Genomic DNA, 17,186 nt, shown 5'->3' on the forward strand with positions numbered 1-17,186 from the left:
TCGGTCGACGCGCATCTCATCGCCGACATGATCGACACGTCGGGATACGGTGGCACCCCCGGCGCCGACCGCCTGGCCGACGCCGTCGCCGCACGGGCCCTGTACGGAAGCCCCGCCATCGTGCTCGATCTGGGCACCGCCACCAACATCGAGGTCATCGACGCGGATGGACGTTTTTTGGGCGGCGCAATCGCCCCGGGCATCCAGACGTCCATCGAGGGACTAGTAAACCGCACGGCACTGCTCCCCGACGTCGAGCTTGCCGACCCAGGGTGCGCCATCGGGAACTCCACGGTGAAGGCCATCCAGATTGGCGTTGTATACGGCCAGGTAGACGCTATCGACGGCATGGTACGCCGTATTTGGAAGCAACTGGGCACCGAAACCCCCGTCATCGCCACCGGAGGGTTCGGCACCTTGATGTCGAACCTCTCGCAAACGGTGACGCACGTGAACCCCGAGCTCACGCTCGAGGGGCTTCGCCTGATCTACCAGGCGAAGAAGCCTACGCAGCTACAGGATTAGCACTCGCCTTGCCAGCCACGACCTTGCGCACGGCATGCGCAACGGGCACGGCAAAGGCAATCTTCAGGATGTCGATGACGACGAAGGGGGCAACCGCGGAAAGGAACGCGGCCTCCGGCGTCATGCCGGTGGACACCATGAGCCAGAACCAACCCATCGCATAGCTAATGACCAGGTAGATCGCACCGGCGATGTACTCGAATACGATGGTGCGTCGACCAACGAGACGCAGGAACGCCACGGCCACCAGCGTGGCGATGAGGAAGCTCCACAGGAAACCGCCCGTCGGCCCCAGCAGCGCGGCGATGCCCCCCTTCATGCCCGAGAACAACGGCAGGCCGATGGCACCCAGCACCAGATAGGCAGCAATAGCGGAAACGCTTTCGCCCGCGCTAAGAGCCAAGAACAGAAACACGATCACGAACGTCTGCATCGTGAAGGGCACGGGGCCAAGCGGCACGGTAATCCACGCGGATACCGCCAGCAGGGCCACCGACAAGCCCACGAATGCAATGGAGCGCGTACGTTTTGCGGTCGACGAAATAGTCTGCATAACCTCTTCTTTCTCGCGAACAAGTGAACGCGCTCCACTCTAGTAGAGCGGAGTCGGATTGTAAACCTGTTACCTTGCTAAGGTTTACAATTTACAGAACTACCTCTTCACGACGGCAAAAGACATCACCATGAGGATGGCGGAACACACGAGCGAGAAGGCAATTGCGTAGTTCACGCCCACCGCCGTAACGGAACCGCCTTCACCGCCCACCGCCATGAGGAGCACCATGATACTCGTGCCGAACGCCGCGGCAATCTGACGCACCGCATTCGACACGCTCGTGCCATCCGCGACAACGGCTTCGTCGAGGTTATGCAGGCTCCACGTGGTAAGCGGCTGGATGAGCGAGCTGATGCCGAAGGCGCGAACCGCCTGCCAGGCCATCACGAGCGCCAGGGAATCCATATGCCCCAGGTCGAGCATGCCCACCGTGCCCACCACGAGCAGCGCGGAGCCCATGCACACGACGCGTCGCGCGCCGATGCTGTCGTAGAGCATGCCGGAAACGGGATTCATGATGAACGCAGCCACCGTGCCAGGCAGAAGCGACATGCCCGCCTCGAGGGCCGAGCGGCCATGCAGGCTCTGCAGCTCGAGGGGCAGCACGAGCGTTACGCCGATAAATGCGCTGAACAGCAGGCAGTTCATGATGGTGCCCAACGCAAAGCCCCGATTCTTGAACGGCGCGAGGGAAAGGAGGGGGTTGGAAATGCGCGATTCGCGGTGCACGAACCATGCCATGGACGCCGCCCCCACTGCCAGGGGAATAATGCACTGCAGGCTGACGATGCCAAACGAGGAGATATTCGACACGCCCATGAGCAGGCCGCCGAACGCGAGCGTCGACGCAACGAGCGAAAGCGCGTCGAGGTTCATGGCTCCATGCTGCGTCGTGCTTTTACGCAGCGCGAAGCACATCGAAAGCGCCACGAATGCGGAAATGGCGGCAAAGCACCAGAACGCGCCGCGCCAATCCCACACCTGAATGAGGACGCCCATGATAGTGGGGCCGATGTTCGGGGCGAACCCCAGGGCAAGCCCCACGAAGCCCATGATGGTCCCCCATCGCTCGCGCGGGAACTTCCGGAACACGACCACCTGCACCAAGGTGAGCATAACGGCGACCGCCGAGCTTTGCAGAATGCGCCCAACCAGCATGAGCGCAAAGCTCGTGGAAAGGGCGATGGCGACGCTTCCCACCGAAAACATGAGGGAGCTCGCGATGAAGAGCCGCTTGGAGCTGAAGCGGCGCGAGAGAAACGCCACGAGGGGCATGACGATGCCCAACATGAGCTGGAACACGGTGACGAGCCATTGAGCCACGTCGGTGGTGATGCCCAGGTCGGCCATAACCGAGGGCAGCGCCGTGTTCATGCCCGTTTGGGACATGCCTCCAAGACTGGAGCCAAGCACCATGAGGGCCAACGCGAAATACGAGAATCCGTTTTTCCTACCAGCCCCCATGGCGCCTCCTTTTCTATCCTAGAAGTCGGCGGCTTTGAGCTCGCCAGACTCCAGACGCTTCATGCGCCTGAATTCCACGAACATGAAGATCACCGTGGTGAAGATGGCCAGGAAGTCGGCCATGGGCACGGCGAAGTACAGCGCGTCGAGGCCAGAGTACTGCGGCAGGAATTGCGGCAGCAGCTCGGGCAGCAGGAAGTACAGCGGGATGAGGAAGAGCACCTGACGCGTAAGCGAGAGGAACGCGCTCTTCACGGGCTGACCCGTTGCCTGGAAGTAGTTCGCGCCAATAATCTGGAAGGCCACGAACGGCAGCAGGATGAGCTGGACCTTCAGAGCGAATACGGTGAACGCCACGAGCTCGGGGTCTTCCAGGCCGAACGCACCCACGATCTGGTTGGGCCACAGGTGAACCGCCACCCACATGGCGATGGCGATAACCGTGCCGCCCGCCATGCCTTCGAAGAGCGCAGTACGCACGCGCTTGAACAGGTGCGCGCCGTAGTTGTAGCCCAGAAGCGGCTGCAGGGCGATGGCAACACCCACCAGCGGGAAGATGGTGAACATGGCCACGCGGCTTACCACGCCGATGCTGGCCAGCGCGGCATCCTGACCCAGAGGGCTTTGGGCGCCGTACTTCACCAGCAGGTTGTTCAGGACGAAGTTCACCACGGCCGCAGCTGCCTGGATGGCGAAGCTTGCGAAGCCCAGCGACAGGATAAGGCGCACGGTGCGACCCTCGAGCTTCATGAAGCGCCTATGCAGCTTCATGGGAACGTTCTTCGTGAACAGGAAGAACCAGAGCACGCTGACGCAGCTTGCGGCCTGGCCCGCAAGGGTGGCGCAGGCGCTACCGGCAATGCCCCAGCCAAGCACGATAACGAACAGGTAGTTGAAGATAACGCACACCACGGCGCCAATGACCATGGTTCCCAGGGCGCGATTGGGGTTGCCCGACGTGCGGATGAAGTTGTTCACGCCCATGCCGATGCACTGCAGGAAGAAGCCCAGCGAGATGATCTGGATGAACGTCTTGGAGTACTCCCACACCTCGGTAGTGGTGCCCGAAATGGACAGAAGGCCGTTGATGCAGGGAGGCACGAATGCCAGCACGGCCACGAGCGCACTCACCAGAAGCGACAGCGTCACCGTGTTGCCCAGGCTGCGCTCGGCGCCCACGCGGTCGCCCTCGCCCATGCGCAGCGCGGCCAGGGCGTTGCCGCCGTTGCCGATGAGCATGGCAATGGCCATGAAGACGATCATGATGGGCATGGCGGCCGTAACGGCGGCCTGCCCCACTTCGTGCATGGCACTGCCCAGGAAAATGGAGTCGATAATGTTATATGCGCCGTTCACCACCATGCCGATGATGCTGGGAATGGCGAATTCCGTGATAAGGCGCGGGATACTGGCCGTACCCATGCGATTGACTTTATCGTCACGCCCCGGATTCTTCGGGTCCCGCCCCACAGGGGCCCCGGTACTTGCTTTTACGTCGAATAGATCATTGTGCTCTTCCGCCACGTCAGTCCCATCTTATTTCCCAAACTTGTATTGCTCACCTAGCTTACTCCGTTTGGACATGGATAGGGCAACGCGCACAATAGACGCATAGGCGCGTGTAATGCTATACAACGAGTAGCATTTTGTGTATAATATAGCACTGGATTGATGGTGATACCCAGCCTAAGCGACGTTCCCAATCCTCCCCAAAAACCGCAACGTCACACTGGGTTACTGAAGCGCAGGGGCGAAGGCCTCCCCTGCGCTTCTCTTGTGTTATGAAATGCGCCGCTGATTAGCGGATTTTCGTGGCAGCACCCACGCGCACCGTGTCGAGCGTAACGGGCGTGCCATCGGAAAGAACATGGTGCGGAAGAATCTCGAGCAGCGGCTTCACCATGAAATCGCGCTCGCACAAAAGCGGGTGCGGAAGCTTCAGCTGCTCGTCGTCGCTTACGTAGAGCTGGTAGTCGAGGATATCGATGTCGCACGTGCGAGGGCCGTTCTTCACGGTGCGCACGCGGCCCAGGCTGTCTTCCACGGCATGCAGGTACTGCAGCATATCGCGCGGAGCCAGGCCCGTGCGAATGAGCACGACAGCATTCACGAAGTCGTCTTGGTCTTCCACGTATGCCGGCTCGCTGGCATAGAAGCTCGAGCAGTCGATCATCTGAGTGTCGGGCATCATGCAGATAGACGAGATAGCCTGGTTGAGCTGGGCAATCTTCGCTTCCTGCTCCTGGCCGCGCTCGCCCACCAGGGCAACGTTGCAGCCCAGACCCAAAAGCGCATACGGACGGATGGCCGCGAGCTTTTCCACCGTAAGGGGCACGTTGTGCATGCGAACCACGCTTGCGCCCAGTTCGCAGGCCATAAGGGCCTCTTCGACGCTAGCCTCGTCACGGTCCTTCGGGTTCTCGATGCCGTACGCAAAGCCGATGTAACTCTTGCGCGAGGGCGCGGCGACAACCGGATACCCCGTGCGCACGAACTCGTGCAGATTGCGCATGAGCTCGATGGTCTGCTGGGGCGTCTTGCTGAAGCCAGGGCCCGGGTCGATGGAGATGCGATCGCGCGCGATGCCCTCTTCCTCCAGCATGCGGCAACGTTGCTCGAGATAGTCCTTCACCTCGGCCACGACGTCGTCGTACTGCGTGAACTGCTGCATGGTGGAAGGCTCGCCCTGCATATGCATGACGATGAGGCCCGCTTCGCTTTCCTGCGCGACGCGCACCATATCAGACGAGCGGAAACCCGAAATGTCGTTGATGATGGCAGCGCCCGCTTCGACGCACGCGCGCGCAACCGGCGCATGGCGCGTGTCGACGCTTACGCATACGCCCTTTTCCACCAGGCCACGCACGACGGGAAGGACGCGGTTGAGCTCTTCCTCGCAAGAGACGGGCGTGGAACCGGGACGCGTGGACTCGCCGCCCACGTCGATGATGAGCGCGCCAGCTTCCTGCATGGCCAGGCCAGCGGCAATGGCCTCTTCGGCATTGGCATACGAGCCGCCATCGGAAAACGAATCGGGAGTGACATTGAGGATGCCCATAACGACGGGCATCCTCGAATCGAAGCTAAAAGAACCACAACGCCAAATCACAGCGATAACCTCACTTGAATTGTTCTACGCGTTTATCGATTATTCTCGGAATGCTGACCACCGGAAGCGCCCGAGTGCGGCGGCTGGGGCTTCGGGGCATACGTGCCAGCCGAAACGCCCGAACCGGGCTGCGCGGGAGGCTGCTGGCCCGCAGGTGCGGAAGCAGCAGGCGCGGCAGGCTCGCTGGGGGCGACGACCGTGGTGGCAGCACGCTCGCGCGCCGCCTTGCCAGCTTCGCTTTGCTCGTGCTCGAGGTACTCGTTCCACTTGTTGTCGAGCAGCGCCTGGCAGGCATCGCCGTCGATGGTCTCGCGCTCGAGCAGCACCGACGCCATGAGGGCCATCTGCTCCTTGTTGCTGGAGAGAATCTCGTAGGCGGTATCGTGCGCCTGCTTCATGAGACGCGCGACCTCGTCGTCGATGCGACGAGCCGTTTCCTCGGAGTAATCCTGCGTGTTGCCGTAATCGCGGCCCAGGAACACCTCGTGGTTGGGTTGGCCGAAGATCTGCGTGCCCAGTTCGGCGCTCATGCCATACTGCGTGACCATCTGGCGCGCCATCTTGGTTGCGCGCTCGAGGTCGTTGCTGGCGCCCGTGGTGATATCGTCGCAGAAGATTTCCTCGGCAACGCGACCGCCCAGGAACACGGCCAGTTCCTGCATCATTTCGTTGCGGCTGTTCAGCACCTTGTCTTCCTTGGGGATGGACAGGGTATAGCCCAGGGCGCGGCCGCGACTGACGATGCTGATCTTGTGCACCGGGTCGGCCAGGGGCAGCGTATGGCCCACGAGGGCGTGACCGCTTTCGTGGAAGGCGATGGTCTTCTTGGTCTGATCGTCCATCACGCGGCCCTTGCGTTCGGGGCCGGCGATGACGCGCTCCATGCTGTCCTGCACTTCCTCCATGGAAATGACCTTCTTGCCGCGGCGGGCGGTGAGAAGCGCACTCTCGTTCAGGAGGTTCGCCAGGTCGGCACCGGTGAAGCCGGGCGTGAGCTTGGCAATCTTGGGCAGATCGACGTCCTGCGCGATGGGCTTGCCCTTCGCGTGAACGTTCAGGATCTTCTCGCGACCGCGCACGTCGGGCACGTCGACCACGATCTGGCGGTCGAAGCGGCCGGGACGCAGGAGCGCGGGGTCGAGAACGTCGGAGCGGTTGGTTGCGGCGATGAGCACGACGGAATCGTTCGCCTCGAAGCCATCCATCTCGACGAGCAGCTGATTGAGCGTCTGCTCGCGCTCGTCGTGACCGCCGCCCAGGCCCGTACCGCGCTGACGGCCCACGGCGTCGATCTCGTCGATGAACACGATGGCGGGAGCGGCTTCCTTGGCCTGCTTGAAGAGGTCGCGCGCGCGGCTCGCGCCCACGCCCACGAACATCTCGACGAAGTCGGAGCCCGAAATGCTGAAGAAGGGCCCGCCCGCTTCGCCGGCCACGGCACGCGCGAGGAGCGTTTTACCGGTACCCGGAGGGCCTACCAGCAGGCAGCCGCGCGGAATCTTCGCGCCGATGTCCTGGTACTTCTTCGGGTTGGAGAGGAAGTCGCGAATCTCCTGCATCTCCTCGACGGCCTCGTCGACACCCGCAACATCATCGAACTTGACATCGGGGCGTTCCTCGGAAGCCATCTTGGCCTTCGTCTTGCCGAAGGACATCTGAGAGCTATTCGCCTTGTTCATCTGGTAGAACATCCAGACGAAGAAGACGGCGATGAGAATCATGGGCAGATAGGACAGCAGTCCGGAAAGCAGGCCAGACGGAAGCGTGACCTGGTAGCTGATGTTGGGATGCGCCGCCATGAGCTCGCCCAGGGAATCCTGGCCCACCCACGTAGCCGTGTAATTGCGCTCGGTGCCCAGCGTCTGGTCGTCGAGCGTGGTGGTTTCGACGGTATTGCTGATGGAAGAGCCATCGCTGGTGTGCTGGGTGCCCAGGGCAGAGGACAGCGCCTCGAACGCCGTGTCGTAGGCGTCGCTGATGGTGCCGCCCGCCGTTGCCGCGGGATAGTACGTGCCGGAAACGGTGTCGGAACCGGCGTCGAACGTGACGTCGAGCACGCGGCCCTCGTTCACGGCTGAGATGAACTCGCTCGTTTTCAGAGAGTCGGTCTGGCGTGATTCCGTCTGATGACCCAGCCCCGTGAGCTGCGACCCCAGGAACAGGAAGATGAGGACCATGAGGACCGTCCAGACGATGGTAGTCCTCGAGTTGGGCTTAATAGGCGGTTTCTGATCTGGCATATGGTATGTACTTCCTTGCTGCCCGAATGCGTGTTCAGGCTATTTCTCGTAAACGCTCTTCTTCAGAACGCCGATATAGGGCAGGTTGCGATAACGCTCGGCGTAGTCGAGGCCGTAACCGACAATGAATTCGTCGGGGCATTCGAAGCCCACGTAACGGCAATCGATTTTCGCCTGCTGAAGCGTCTTCTTGCGCAGCAACGTGGCCACTTCGATGGAGGCTGGGTTGCGCGCCTGCAGGTTGCGGATGAGATAGCTGAGCGTGAGGCCGCTATCGAGGATATCTTCGGCGATGAGCACGTGACGGCCCTCGACCGAAGAGGTGAGGTCTTTCAGGATGCGCACGATGCCGGAGCTCTTCACGCCGTTACCGTAGCTGGAAATGGCCATGTAATCCATTTCCAGGGGAAGCTCGATTTCGCGCACGAGGTCGGCCATGAAAATAGCCGCGCCGCGCAGCACCGAAATGACAAGCAGGTTATCACCCTGATGGTCGGCGGTAATCTGACGACCCATCTCGCAAATTCGATTGCGCAGATCCTCTTCGGTGAACAGGATGCGATCTACATCTTCGTGAATACCCTGGAACGTCAAAGCCATAACCTCTTCTCGATTACGCCATACGCTGGGACGCATGGCGCCACAAACTACACTTGGTTTCAAAGTGTAGCAAAACACCCCTGTTCCGAATCCGACAAACAGGTAACGGCCTGCTATTGAGCACGTTATTTACACGCTGGCTGACCCATATGCGCCCCAAGGGGTCGCACCTGGGAAAAGGGCTATTCCGCAAGGGCGGGAACGAGGCGCAGAAGCGTGGACACGGGAAGGCCCACGATGTTGTCGTAATCGCCTTCGTAGCCGGCCACGAGCTTGGCTCCCTCGCCCTGGATGGCGTACGCGCCGGCCTTGTCGAAGCTTTCCCCGCATGCAAGGTATTCGGCGATTTCGTCGCTGGTGAGGGGCTTGAAGGTTACCTCGCTCGTCTCGGAGAACGCACGACGCGCGATGGAGACGTTGCCCTCGTCGTCGGGGCTGAGCATCCACACCGAAACACCTGTGATGACCTCGTGCGTTGCGCCCTGCAGCTGCTGGAGCATTTCCGTGCCCTCTTCGAGCGAGTGGGGCTTGCCGAAAATGCGACCGTCCTTCACCACCATGGTGTCGGCCCCGATGACGGCAACCGGCTGGCTTAGCGGACGGGGCATGGCGAGGAGCAGCTGCACGACGGAGCCGGCTTTGCGATCGGCGAGCGTGCGTGCCGCCTGCGAAGGATTTGCAAGTTCGGATTCCTCGAGCTCTTCGGTGGCTTCGCTGGGAATGACCCGGAACGAGACGCCCGCTGCCTTCAGGATTTCACGGCGACGGGGGCTTCCCGATGCGAGAACGATTTCCACTGCTACCTCTTCCTGCGCGCACGAAACGCGCTCATGGGCTCGATGCGTACACCCCGCTTATTCGACGAAACGGCCAGGTTGCCTTGGATGTTCGCGGTATACCCCGACACGGGGGCGCTAGGACCAAAGGCCCGGCACACCGCTTCCACGGACGCCGTTTCGATGCGGGCTTCCTCGCCAAGCATAAGCTGCAGGACGGAGGTTACGCAACGACGCACCAGGGGTTTCGGCTGAAAAGCCATATCGGGAGCGAGCAGGCAGCCCTCCGAATTGCAGGGGTCGTTCGCCTCGTCGAGCCAGGAAACATAGCGCTCTTCCAGCTGATGCGCCATGTCTTCGAGCATGTCGTCTTCATCGGCGATGAGGTTCATCGAGCGGCACAGCGTGTCGAGCAGGCGCGGATTGCGGTCTTTCGCCACGGGCACGATGTTATGGCGCACGTAGGCGCGGAAATGGTCGGTATGCGCGTTGGTGGCGTCTTCGCGCCAGAGCTTTCCCTGCAAGTCGCGCACGAGCGCAATCGACGGGTCCTCGAACGCGTCGAGCTCGCGCATGCCCAGGTAGGCGCGCAGATCGTCGCGCGAGAGGTCGAGACAGGGACGCACGATGGCGCCGTTGCGGTAGCGCATCGAACGGAACCCGCCCGGGCCCGTTCCCACGATGGAGCGCATGTAGAAGTTCTCGACGCGATCGTCCTGCGTGTGCGCCGTGAAGATGCGGCCCTCGCTAAGGGGCGCATCGGCATGGCGGCAGAGGCTTTCCAGTGCCTCGTTGGCCGCCTGATAGCGTTCCTGGCGCGCAACGGCTTCCATGTTGTCGCCCGTCATCTGCACGATGCGAGGAATATCAACCTGCACCATGAAGAGGGGGACGCGCAGCGTATCAGCCAGATTCTGCACGAACGAAGCGTCGGCGTCGGAAGCCTCCCCACGAAGATTGTGGTTCACGTGCAAAATGGCAAGAGGCCCCAACCCGCCACGACGGTGCAGGTCGGTGGCCAGATATGCCAATGACGTGGAATCGGAACCGCCCGATACCATAAGGAGCACGGGAGTTTCGGGGCCGGCGAGCCCCTTTTCCTCGATCGTGCGCGCGAAACGAACTTCGGTAGTTTCCTTTACCGCAGGCACGCGTACTACGCCAATCCGTGGAATAGGTCGGTGGAAAGGTAGCGCTCGCCCGTGTCGACCGCGAACGTGACGATGGTGGAACCACGAGCATCGCGATCGTTTTCGATGAGGTCGATGACGGCGGCCAGATTGGCACCGCTGGAAATGCCCACGAGCAGGCCCTCGTCGCGCGCGGCACTGCGTGCGGCAGCCATGGCGTCGTCGACGCACACGGGAATGGCGCCATCGAGAATTCCCAGGTCGAGCGTTTCGGGGATGAAGTTAGCACCAATGCCCTGGATGCCATGCGCATGGGGCGTGAGCTCTTCCCCGGCAAGCGCCTGGGAGATGATGGGGCTTTCGGCTGGTTCGACCGCAAAGCACTTCGTACGCGCGTGCTTGCCCTTGAAGTAGTGGCCGCAACCGGAAATGGTGCCGCCCGTTCCAACGCCCGCAACCACGTAATCGGGGTCGAAGCCCAGCTGCGTGAAGATTTCCGGACCGGTGGTGAGCTCGTGCGCGAGCGGATTGTTGGGGTTAGTGAACTGTCCCACGATCCAGCCCGAATGAAAGTCTTCCGCGAGCTCCTGCGCCTTCGCAACAGCGCCCTTCATGCCATCCTTCGCAGGCGTGAGCACGATTTCGGCGCCATAGGCAGCCGCAAGCTTGCGACGTTCGACGCTCATGGATTCGGGCATGGTGAGAATGACGCGATAGCCGCGCGCGGCGCCGATCATGGCGATGGCGATACCCGTGTTTCCGCTAGTGGGCTCAATGAGAACGCTACGATACGGGGCGATGATGCCCTCGCGCTCGGCACGGTTGATCATGCAAAGCGCAGCGCGATCCTTCAGCGATGCGCCCGGATTCGCCGCCTCATATTTCACAAGCACTCGAGCCCCTACTTGCTCGGAGAAGTTGCGAAGCAGAATGAGCGGCGTACGCCCAATACTGGCCGTTAGTTCGCTGGTACCCTGCATAGCAGCCCCCTTTCCCAGGCAAACATATTGGACCCATCATACCGCTGCATTTCGGGAATGGGAACAGATTTTCGGCAGAAAAAGAGGGCAGAAAATACCGATTTAGCTGGTCTAATGTGGTAGTATTCCAATAGCATATGAGGGACTTACCGCACATAATGAACTTCCGCGACCTAGGCGGGCTCGCCACAGGCGACGGCTACATCATCCGGCCGCGCAGGCTCTACCGCTGCGCCACGCTGGGCGCCACCGACGCCAACGAACGCGCGCTCCTCGCGGGGTTTTACAACGTGGGAACGGTTATCGACCTGCGCACGGGGCTGGAACGCAACAGCAATCCCGACCCCGATCTGCCCGGCGTGAGCCATCTCGAAGTGCCGCTCATGCCCGTAAGCGCGCTGGGCATCACGCTGGAAGATTACAACTGGCAGGAAATCCTGCGCGGCACCTGGAATCCCGACCTATACGACGCATGCGCCCTCTACAAGAAGATGGTGAGCCCGTCGATGGCGCCGCGCTGGCACCAGATTTTCCAGGTGCTGCTCGACGCGAGCGAGCAGGCCGTGCTGTGGCATTGCACGAACGGAAAGGACCGCACGGGCGTAGTTACCGCCATCGTGCTGCTGGCGCTGGGCATTCCCAAGCGCGCCGTGCTGGCCGATTACATGGATTCGAACGCCGGCCTGGCAGAATACCGCGAGCAGATCATCCAAGACGCACGTAGCAAGGGCGTTGCCCCCAGCATGACGCACCGCATGGGGCCACTGTTGGAAGCGCGTCACGAGCACCTCGACGCTGCGCTCGACGCAATCGACGAGAACTTCGGCGACTTCGCGGGCTTCCTGGAAGACGTGTGCGGCGTGGGCCTGGCGGAAGAAGACACGCTGCGCCACAACTTCCTGCAATAACGGTGGCATCCGAACGCAGCGCGGCGAAATATGCCACAATAGCCGCATGAGCGAGAAACAGAACATCAAGAAATCGAGCCGCAAGCACACGGCCGCACCCGCAAAGAACGCGAAGAAGCACGGCAAAGCAAAGGCCGCCCGCAACGGCGAACGCCACGCGGTCAGGCCGAACGCCCGCCGCACGCAAGACGCGCGTGGCGCGAAACGCGCACCCAAGCACGCGTCATCCCTCTGCCCCGTCGCGTCCGAATGCGGCGCATGTTCCGCCATCCACGTTCCCTATCAGGAACAACTCGCGAAGAAGCAGCAGTTCATCGTTGACTTGTTCGAAGAATTCGCCGGCGAAACCTGCATGCTCGACCCCATTGCGGGCATGGACGAACCGCTCCACTACCGCAACAAGATCACCTCGCCCTTCGCCCCCGGCAAAACGCGCAAGGACGCGCCGAAGCCGGGCAAGAAGAAGGGGCAGGAGGCGCGCCACGAGATTCTCTGCGGCATGTACGCCGCCCATTCCCACCGCATCGTGCCCGCCAGCACATGCGCCGTGGAGCACGAAATGGGACGTACCGTTATCGCTGCCATCAAGGCCATCATGGGCAAATACGGCATCGAGCCCTACAACGAGGACACGGGCCGCGGCTTCATGCGCCATGCCATCGTGCGCGTGGGGCACGAAAGCGGCGAGGTGCTGGTGACGCTCGTTACCAACGACAAGCAGTTCCCGGGCGCGAAGAACTTCGCGCGTGAGCTCAAGCGCCGCTGCCCCGCCATCACCACCATCGTGCAGAACGTGAACCTGCGCCAGACCAACGTCATCCTGGGCCAGGAAGAGCACACCATCTATGGCCCCGGCTTCATCATCGACACGCTGTGCGGGCTTTCGTTCCGCATTTCATCCCACTCGTTCTACCAGGTGAATTCGAAGCAGACGGAGGTGCTGTACCGAACCGCCGTGGCGTTTGCCGGCCTCGATGAAGCGCAAGGCGACAATGGAAGCATCACCGTGCTCGACGCGTACTGCGGAACGGGCACCATCGGGCTCATTGCCGCAGCGACATCTGGCCAGGCCCAGGTAATCGGCGTGGACAGCGTGGAATCGGCCATCCACGACGCGCGCGCCAATGCTGCGCACAACGGCATTACGAATGCGGAATTCGTAGCCGCCGACGCAGGCGAGTTCATGAAGCAATGCGCCGCGCAGCACCGATCCATCGACGTGTTGATGATGGACCCGCCTCGCGCGGGTGCGAGCGAGGACTTCCTCGACGCGGTGAACGTGCTTGCCCCCGGGAAGATCGTCTACATCTCGTGCAATCCCCTCACGCAGGCGCGCGACGTGAAGCAGCTTTGCAAGCATGGCTACCACCTGGAGCGCATTCGCCCCGTGGACATGTTCCCCCACACCGACCACGTGGAAAACGTCGTACTGCTTTCCCGCGGCGCATAGGCGCTACGGGTTGCACCTCTTGCACGGCTGATACCCCTGCGCGATTATCTCGTCGCGCGAGCTGTTCACGTCGAGCCTGTTCTTGGCGCTCATCTTCCCTACCGACGAGCAATCGGGGCGATGGAACTTGCGCGTGTTGGTATTCAGCACGTAATCGCATGCACCCACGCTCGCTGAGGCAGGCGCTTCGTCCTGCGCGACCTGCCCTTCGCTAGGAGCGCCGCCGTTTGGGGCATACGAACCGGTAGCGTAATCGATTGCGTAGCCCTTCGCACAGTTATACACCTCGACTTCCTCGTCGATGCTTCCGTCCGACGTGCGCATATCAACGACCACCGAACGCGCGACCAGTTCATCGCCCACGTAAAGCGGAGTGGCAGCGTAATACACCGTGCCGCTTGGATGCGCTTCCAGCCAATCGCGCGCTTTCGTTTCGGCGTACGCCATGCCGCCCGGCGTGGATGACTGATCGTTGGCACCCACGTTCTGCGTGCGCGTGCCCGTTATCAGGTTGCGGAGCGATTCCTCGCCGCCCAGCGACTTCGCCAGCAGATGGCTGCGATTGTAGAAATAGCCATGGTACGTAGTGCCGTTGGGCATCTCGATGGCAACCTGCTCGTTCTTCGCCCACCCCGAGGGATGAAGCGAGCTCATATCCTCGCGATCGCGCGCAAGCCCCTCTTTCATCATGGAGTACGTGACAACCGCATACACGCTGCCCGCGCGCTGCAGGCGGTCGAGGCCCGTATAGGTAACGCTGCCCTCTTCCGCAGGGTAATCGCACACGGCAGCCCCCACGACGCGATAGTAATCGGGATACGCAGCATCGTCCCATTCCGTGGGCGAGGAAAGGCGGGCGGACGACGAGGACTCGGGAGCCTGTTCGGCCGAATCGTCCTGCGCGGAAGCGGCGCTTCCGGATGGCCTTTCCGCCTGATCGGCCGACGTCGAAACCTCTTGCTTGCCGGGCTGCGCCCCTTCCCCGCTCGATGCATTGCATCCCGCTAACGCAACCGAGCCAAAGGACAGAGACAGTGCCAGGACAATGGCGAGCAGACGAGAACCAAGCGCGCATGATTCCAGCGCGCTACGAAGACAACGCATGAATACCCCCTATATTGAGACCACAAATCCATTGTATCAGCCCCGCGCTTTTAGAATCGGCCCTGATGGCAGGGGCGCAATACGAACTCGTGACTTTTGAATACCAGACGCACGCTTCATGACGATTCGGTACAGACTTCTACTGGCGGCCCGATGGCACGTAAGATAGAAGGCCATGCAAGGTAACGAATCACACGACGCGCGAAAGGGAGAACGCATGACCGCACATTTTTGCACAGCCTGCGGTACGCCTCTCGAAGAGGGGGCGCGGTTCTGCATGATCTGCGGCAAGAAGATCGTGGAGCCATCGGAACTCGAGGCACAGGCTGCCTGGAGCCTCATCGAGAACATTCCGGAACCCCTTGCGGAAGCCACCAACCAGGAAACCCTCTCGCCCGCCGCCACGCAGATTCTCGACCCCGTTTCCGCGGCGTCGCGACTCGCGCATATCCCCACCATCGACGCACCCGCCGAAACGGCGATCATGGATCCGCAGGTCCCAAGCACGGCAAACGCCAGCTTCGACGATGCCGATAAGACCCAGATTCTTGCCGCAGCCGCCCCGCCCGACCCGGCGGTATTCCAGCAGGCCGCGGAACCCGGACAGCCCGACCTGAGCGGATTCGACGTTCCCGCCGCACCGCGCCGCGAGACGTTCGGCGACGAATGGGCGAACGAGCGCCCCGCAGGCTGGACATCGGGCATGACGCCGCAGGCCACGACCAATATGCCCCAAGGTACCCCCGTAAGCGCGCCCGTAACGCGCAGCGGCACGGAGGTCATGGAGCCCGTGAGCGTCGACGAATACGGCTACGCAATGCCCGCGAACAACGCACGCACCTTTTCCTCGGAAAACACCGCACGCAAGTCGTACGCGGGGCGCATCACGCTCATCGTGGTGCTGGTGCTGTGCGTGTTCGCGCTCATCTACCTCATTCAGTTCAACCCGTATTTCTTCGAGAACATAGGCTCGTCGCTCCGCCACATGTTCGGGGAAGCCGCCGCAAACGCCTTCGACGCCGCGGCGCAAGGGGCGAAAGACCTCATAGCATCGCTCGCCGACATGGCGCGATAACAAGAAAGGCTCTGCAGTTCTAACTGCAGAGCCTTTGCTTTGCGAGCTGAAATAAGCCGCGTGCTATTCGTAGTCGCGCTTCAGGGCGCCGAACGCCTCGCGGGAGTTGCGAATCGTCTCCTCGGCGATGCAATAGCCCAGGCGCACCCAGCCGCCAACGCCAAAGCTATCGCTGGGCACCAGCAGGAGCTCATGCTCCTTGGCCTTGTCGCTGAACGCCTGCGCGTCATCTTCCAGGGCCTTCACCCACAGGTAGAACGCTCCCTGCGGCTCGATGTAGGTATAGCCGAATTCGTCGAGAATCTCGCAAAGGATCTTGCGGTTGCGCTCGTAGGCGGCGATGTCGGCGGGAAGGTCGACGCAACGCTCGATAATACGCTGGAAGAGAACGGGAGCGCAGATGAAGCCCAGGGCACGGCCTGCGCCGGCAACGGCTTCGATAAGCGCCTTCGATTCCGTTGCGGCAGAGGGCACGAGCACGTAGCCGATGCGCTCGCCAGGCAAGGACAGGCACTTGCTCCAGGAATAGCAGACAATCGTGTTGTCGTAGATAGTGGGGACCCAGGGCACCTCGCGGCCACCGTACACGAGCTCGCGATACGGCTCGTCGGCGATGAGGAAGATGGGGCGGCCGTTCTGCTCGCTCTTACGCGTGAGCACGCTGGCCAGGCCCTCGAGGTTTTCACGCGAGTACACCACGCCTACGGGATTGTTGGGGGTGTTGATGATTACGGCCTTCGTATGCTCGGTAATAGCCGCCTCGAGCACGGGCAAGTCGATTTCGAAGTTATCGGAACGAGCGGGAACCTCGACGATGCGCGCGCCATGCGTTTCGATCCAGACGCGGTACTCGGGGAAGTACGGGCTGATGACGATGACCTCATCACCAGGCTCGATGATCGCCTTCAGCGAAATGCTAATGGCCGCTGCGGCACCGCAGGTGAGATACAGGTTCGCAGGCGTGTAATCGGTTCCGAACTGACGATTGAGGGAATCGGAAATGCGCTGGCGAATGTCGGGGTCGCCCGCGGCCTGCGTATACGCATGCACAGATACCGGGTCGCTCTGGCCCAGCTCCACCATGGCCTCGCCCACGGCTTCCGGAGCGGGAACGCTGGGATTGCCGATGCTGTAGTCGAACACCTTATCTGCGCCAATAACCTTCTTGCGCTCGGCGCCATACGCGAAGAGCGTACGAATCGCCGACGGGGCCGCGCCCAGCGCCTGCATCGTGGTATTCAACATGTCCGGATCCTTTCGCCGCGTTAC

The 17,186-nt window shown here is 61.7% G+C and carries 15 protein-coding genes; 4 read left to right on the forward strand and 11 right to left on the reverse strand.

Translation table 11 applies throughout. From position 1 onward, the window contains the following. On the forward strand, window positions 1–525 hold a 525-nt coding region (locus AC04P6_RS06395), incomplete at its 5' end, for a type III pantothenate kinase (protein WP_475565786.1). Here AC04P6_RS06395 and AC04P6_RS06400 read toward each other — a convergent pair. The 9 genes from AC04P6_RS06400 to cysK form a co-directional block, all read right to left on the reverse strand. Further along, window positions 506–1,078 carry a biotin transporter BioY gene (locus AC04P6_RS06400; RefSeq protein WP_475565787.1) on the reverse strand — a complete coding sequence of 191 codons (573 nt, stop codon included), beginning with the start codon at window positions 1,076–1,078 and terminating at the stop codon, window positions 506–508. The two genes, AC04P6_RS06395 and AC04P6_RS06400, sit on opposite strands and share 20 nt — an antisense overlap. A gap of 99 nt (window positions 1,079–1,177) precedes the next feature. Beyond that, window positions 1,178–2,545, reverse strand: a complete 1,368-nt coding sequence (locus AC04P6_RS06405; protein ID WP_475565788.1) for a DHA2 family efflux MFS transporter permease subunit — start codon at window positions 2,543–2,545, stop codon at window positions 1,178–1,180. Between the two features lie 18 nt (window positions 2,546–2,563). Then, window positions 2,564–3,967 (reverse strand): MATE family efflux transporter, encoded by a 1,404-nt coding sequence (locus AC04P6_RS06410; protein WP_475565789.1) that lies wholly within the window; start codon window positions 3,965–3,967, stop codon window positions 2,564–2,566. Between the two features lie 376 nt (window positions 3,968–4,343). Beyond that, window positions 4,344–5,654 carry a dihydropteroate synthase gene (folP, locus tag AC04P6_RS06415; protein ID WP_475565790.1) on the reverse strand — a complete coding sequence of 437 codons (1,311 nt, stop codon included), beginning with the start codon at window positions 5,652–5,654 and terminating at the stop codon, window positions 4,344–4,346. A gap of 32 nt (window positions 5,655–5,686) precedes the next feature. Further along, the gene (gene ftsH / locus AC04P6_RS06420; RefSeq protein WP_475565791.1) at window positions 5,687–7,894 is read right to left on the reverse strand and encodes an ATP-dependent zinc metalloprotease FtsH; all 2,208 of its coding nucleotides are present in this window, start codon (window positions 7,892–7,894) and stop codon (window positions 5,687–5,689) included. A 39-nt stretch (window positions 7,895–7,933) separates the two neighbouring features. Further along, window positions 7,934–8,494, reverse strand: coding sequence for a hypoxanthine phosphoribosyltransferase (gene hpt / locus AC04P6_RS06425; protein ID WP_475565792.1), 561 nt, complete (start codon window positions 8,492–8,494; stop codon window positions 7,934–7,936). Between the two features lie 182 nt (window positions 8,495–8,676). Next, window positions 8,677–9,291: a Maf family protein gene (locus AC04P6_RS06430; protein ID WP_475565793.1), complete on the reverse strand. Its 615-nt coding sequence runs from the start codon at window positions 9,289–9,291 to the stop codon at window positions 8,677–8,679. A gap of 2 nt (window positions 9,292–9,293) precedes the next feature. Beyond that, window positions 9,294–10,421, reverse strand: coding sequence for a tRNA lysidine(34) synthetase TilS (gene tilS / locus AC04P6_RS06435; protein WP_475565794.1), 1,128 nt, complete (start codon window positions 10,419–10,421; stop codon window positions 9,294–9,296). 5 nt (window positions 10,422–10,426) lie between these two features. Then, the gene (gene cysK, locus AC04P6_RS06440; protein WP_475565795.1) at window positions 10,427–11,380 is read right to left on the reverse strand and encodes a cysteine synthase A; all 954 of its coding nucleotides are present in this window, start codon (window positions 11,378–11,380) and stop codon (window positions 10,427–10,429) included. 137 nt (window positions 11,381–11,517) lie between these two features. On the opposite strand from cysK, the gene AC04P6_RS06445 reads away from it, so the two are divergent. Next, window positions 11,518–12,288, forward strand: a complete 771-nt coding sequence (locus AC04P6_RS06445; protein WP_475565796.1) for a tyrosine-protein phosphatase — start codon at window positions 11,518–11,520, stop codon at window positions 12,286–12,288. Between the two features lie 46 nt (window positions 12,289–12,334). After that, window positions 12,335–13,738 (forward strand): 23S rRNA (uracil(1939)-C(5))-methyltransferase RlmD, encoded by a 1,404-nt coding sequence (gene rlmD / locus AC04P6_RS06450; RefSeq protein WP_475565797.1) that lies wholly within the window; start codon window positions 12,335–12,337, stop codon window positions 13,736–13,738. A gap of 3 nt (window positions 13,739–13,741) precedes the next feature. Here the strand turns inward: rlmD and AC04P6_RS06455 are convergent, their stop codons facing one another. Then, window positions 13,742–14,842 carry a DNA/RNA non-specific endonuclease gene (locus AC04P6_RS06455; RefSeq protein ID WP_475565798.1) on the reverse strand — a complete coding sequence of 367 codons (1,101 nt, stop codon included), beginning with the start codon at window positions 14,840–14,842 and terminating at the stop codon, window positions 13,742–13,744. 217 nt (window positions 14,843–15,059) lie between these two features. Between AC04P6_RS06455 and AC04P6_RS06460 the strand changes: the two genes are divergently transcribed. Next, complete coding sequence (locus AC04P6_RS06460; RefSeq protein WP_475565799.1) at window positions 15,060–15,917, forward strand: zinc-ribbon domain-containing protein; 858 nt, start codon at window positions 15,060–15,062, stop codon at window positions 15,915–15,917. A 63-nt stretch (window positions 15,918–15,980) separates the two neighbouring features. Here the strand turns inward: AC04P6_RS06460 and AC04P6_RS06465 are convergent, their stop codons facing one another. Next, window positions 15,981–17,162 (reverse strand): pyridoxal phosphate-dependent aminotransferase, encoded by a 1,182-nt coding sequence (locus AC04P6_RS06465; RefSeq protein ID WP_475565800.1) that lies wholly within the window; start codon window positions 17,160–17,162, stop codon window positions 15,981–15,983. Window positions 17,163–17,186: the final 24 nt, after the last annotated feature.

The organism is Denitrobacterium sp. (assembly GCF_056180635.1).

What these genes read in the sequence shown, in the direction of transcription:
- AC04P6_RS06400 (WP_475565787.1), bottom strand. Translation starts at nt 1,078, where the DNA reads ATGCAGACTATTTCGTCGACCGCAAAACGTACGCGCTCCATTGCATTC.
- AC04P6_RS06465 (WP_475565800.1), bottom strand. Translation starts at nt 17,162, where the DNA reads ATGTTGAATACCACGATGCAGGCGCTGGGCGCGGCCCCGTCGGCGATT.
- AC04P6_RS06460 (WP_475565799.1), top strand. Translation starts at nt 15,060, where the DNA reads ATGACCGCACATTTTTGCACAGCCTGCGGTACGCCTCTCGAAGAGGGG.
- AC04P6_RS06405 (WP_475565788.1), bottom strand. Translation starts at nt 2,545, where the DNA reads ATGGGGGCTGGTAGGAAAAACGGATTCTCGTATTTCGCGTTGGCCCTC.
- AC04P6_RS06410 (WP_475565789.1), bottom strand. Translation starts at nt 3,967, where the DNA reads ATGGGTACGGCCAGTATCCCGCGCCTTATCACGGAATTCGCCATTCCC.
- hpt (WP_475565792.1), bottom strand. Translation starts at nt 8,494, where the DNA reads ATGGCTTTGACGTTCCAGGGTATTCACGAAGATGTAGATCGCATCCTG.
- ftsH (WP_475565791.1), bottom strand. Translation starts at nt 7,894, where the DNA reads ATGCCAGATCAGAAACCGCCTATTAAGCCCAACTCGAGGACTACCATC.
- AC04P6_RS06455 (WP_475565798.1), bottom strand. Translation starts at nt 14,842, where the DNA reads ATGCGTTGTCTTCGTAGCGCGCTGGAATCATGCGCGCTTGGTTCTCGT.
- AC04P6_RS06445 (WP_475565796.1), top strand. Translation starts at nt 11,518, where the DNA reads ATGAGGGACTTACCGCACATAATGAACTTCCGCGACCTAGGCGGGCTC.
- rlmD (WP_475565797.1), top strand. Translation starts at nt 12,335, where the DNA reads ATGAGCGAGAAACAGAACATCAAGAAATCGAGCCGCAAGCACACGGCC.
- cysK (WP_475565795.1), bottom strand. Translation starts at nt 11,380, where the DNA reads ATGCAGGGTACCAGCGAACTAACGGCCAGTATTGGGCGTACGCCGCTC.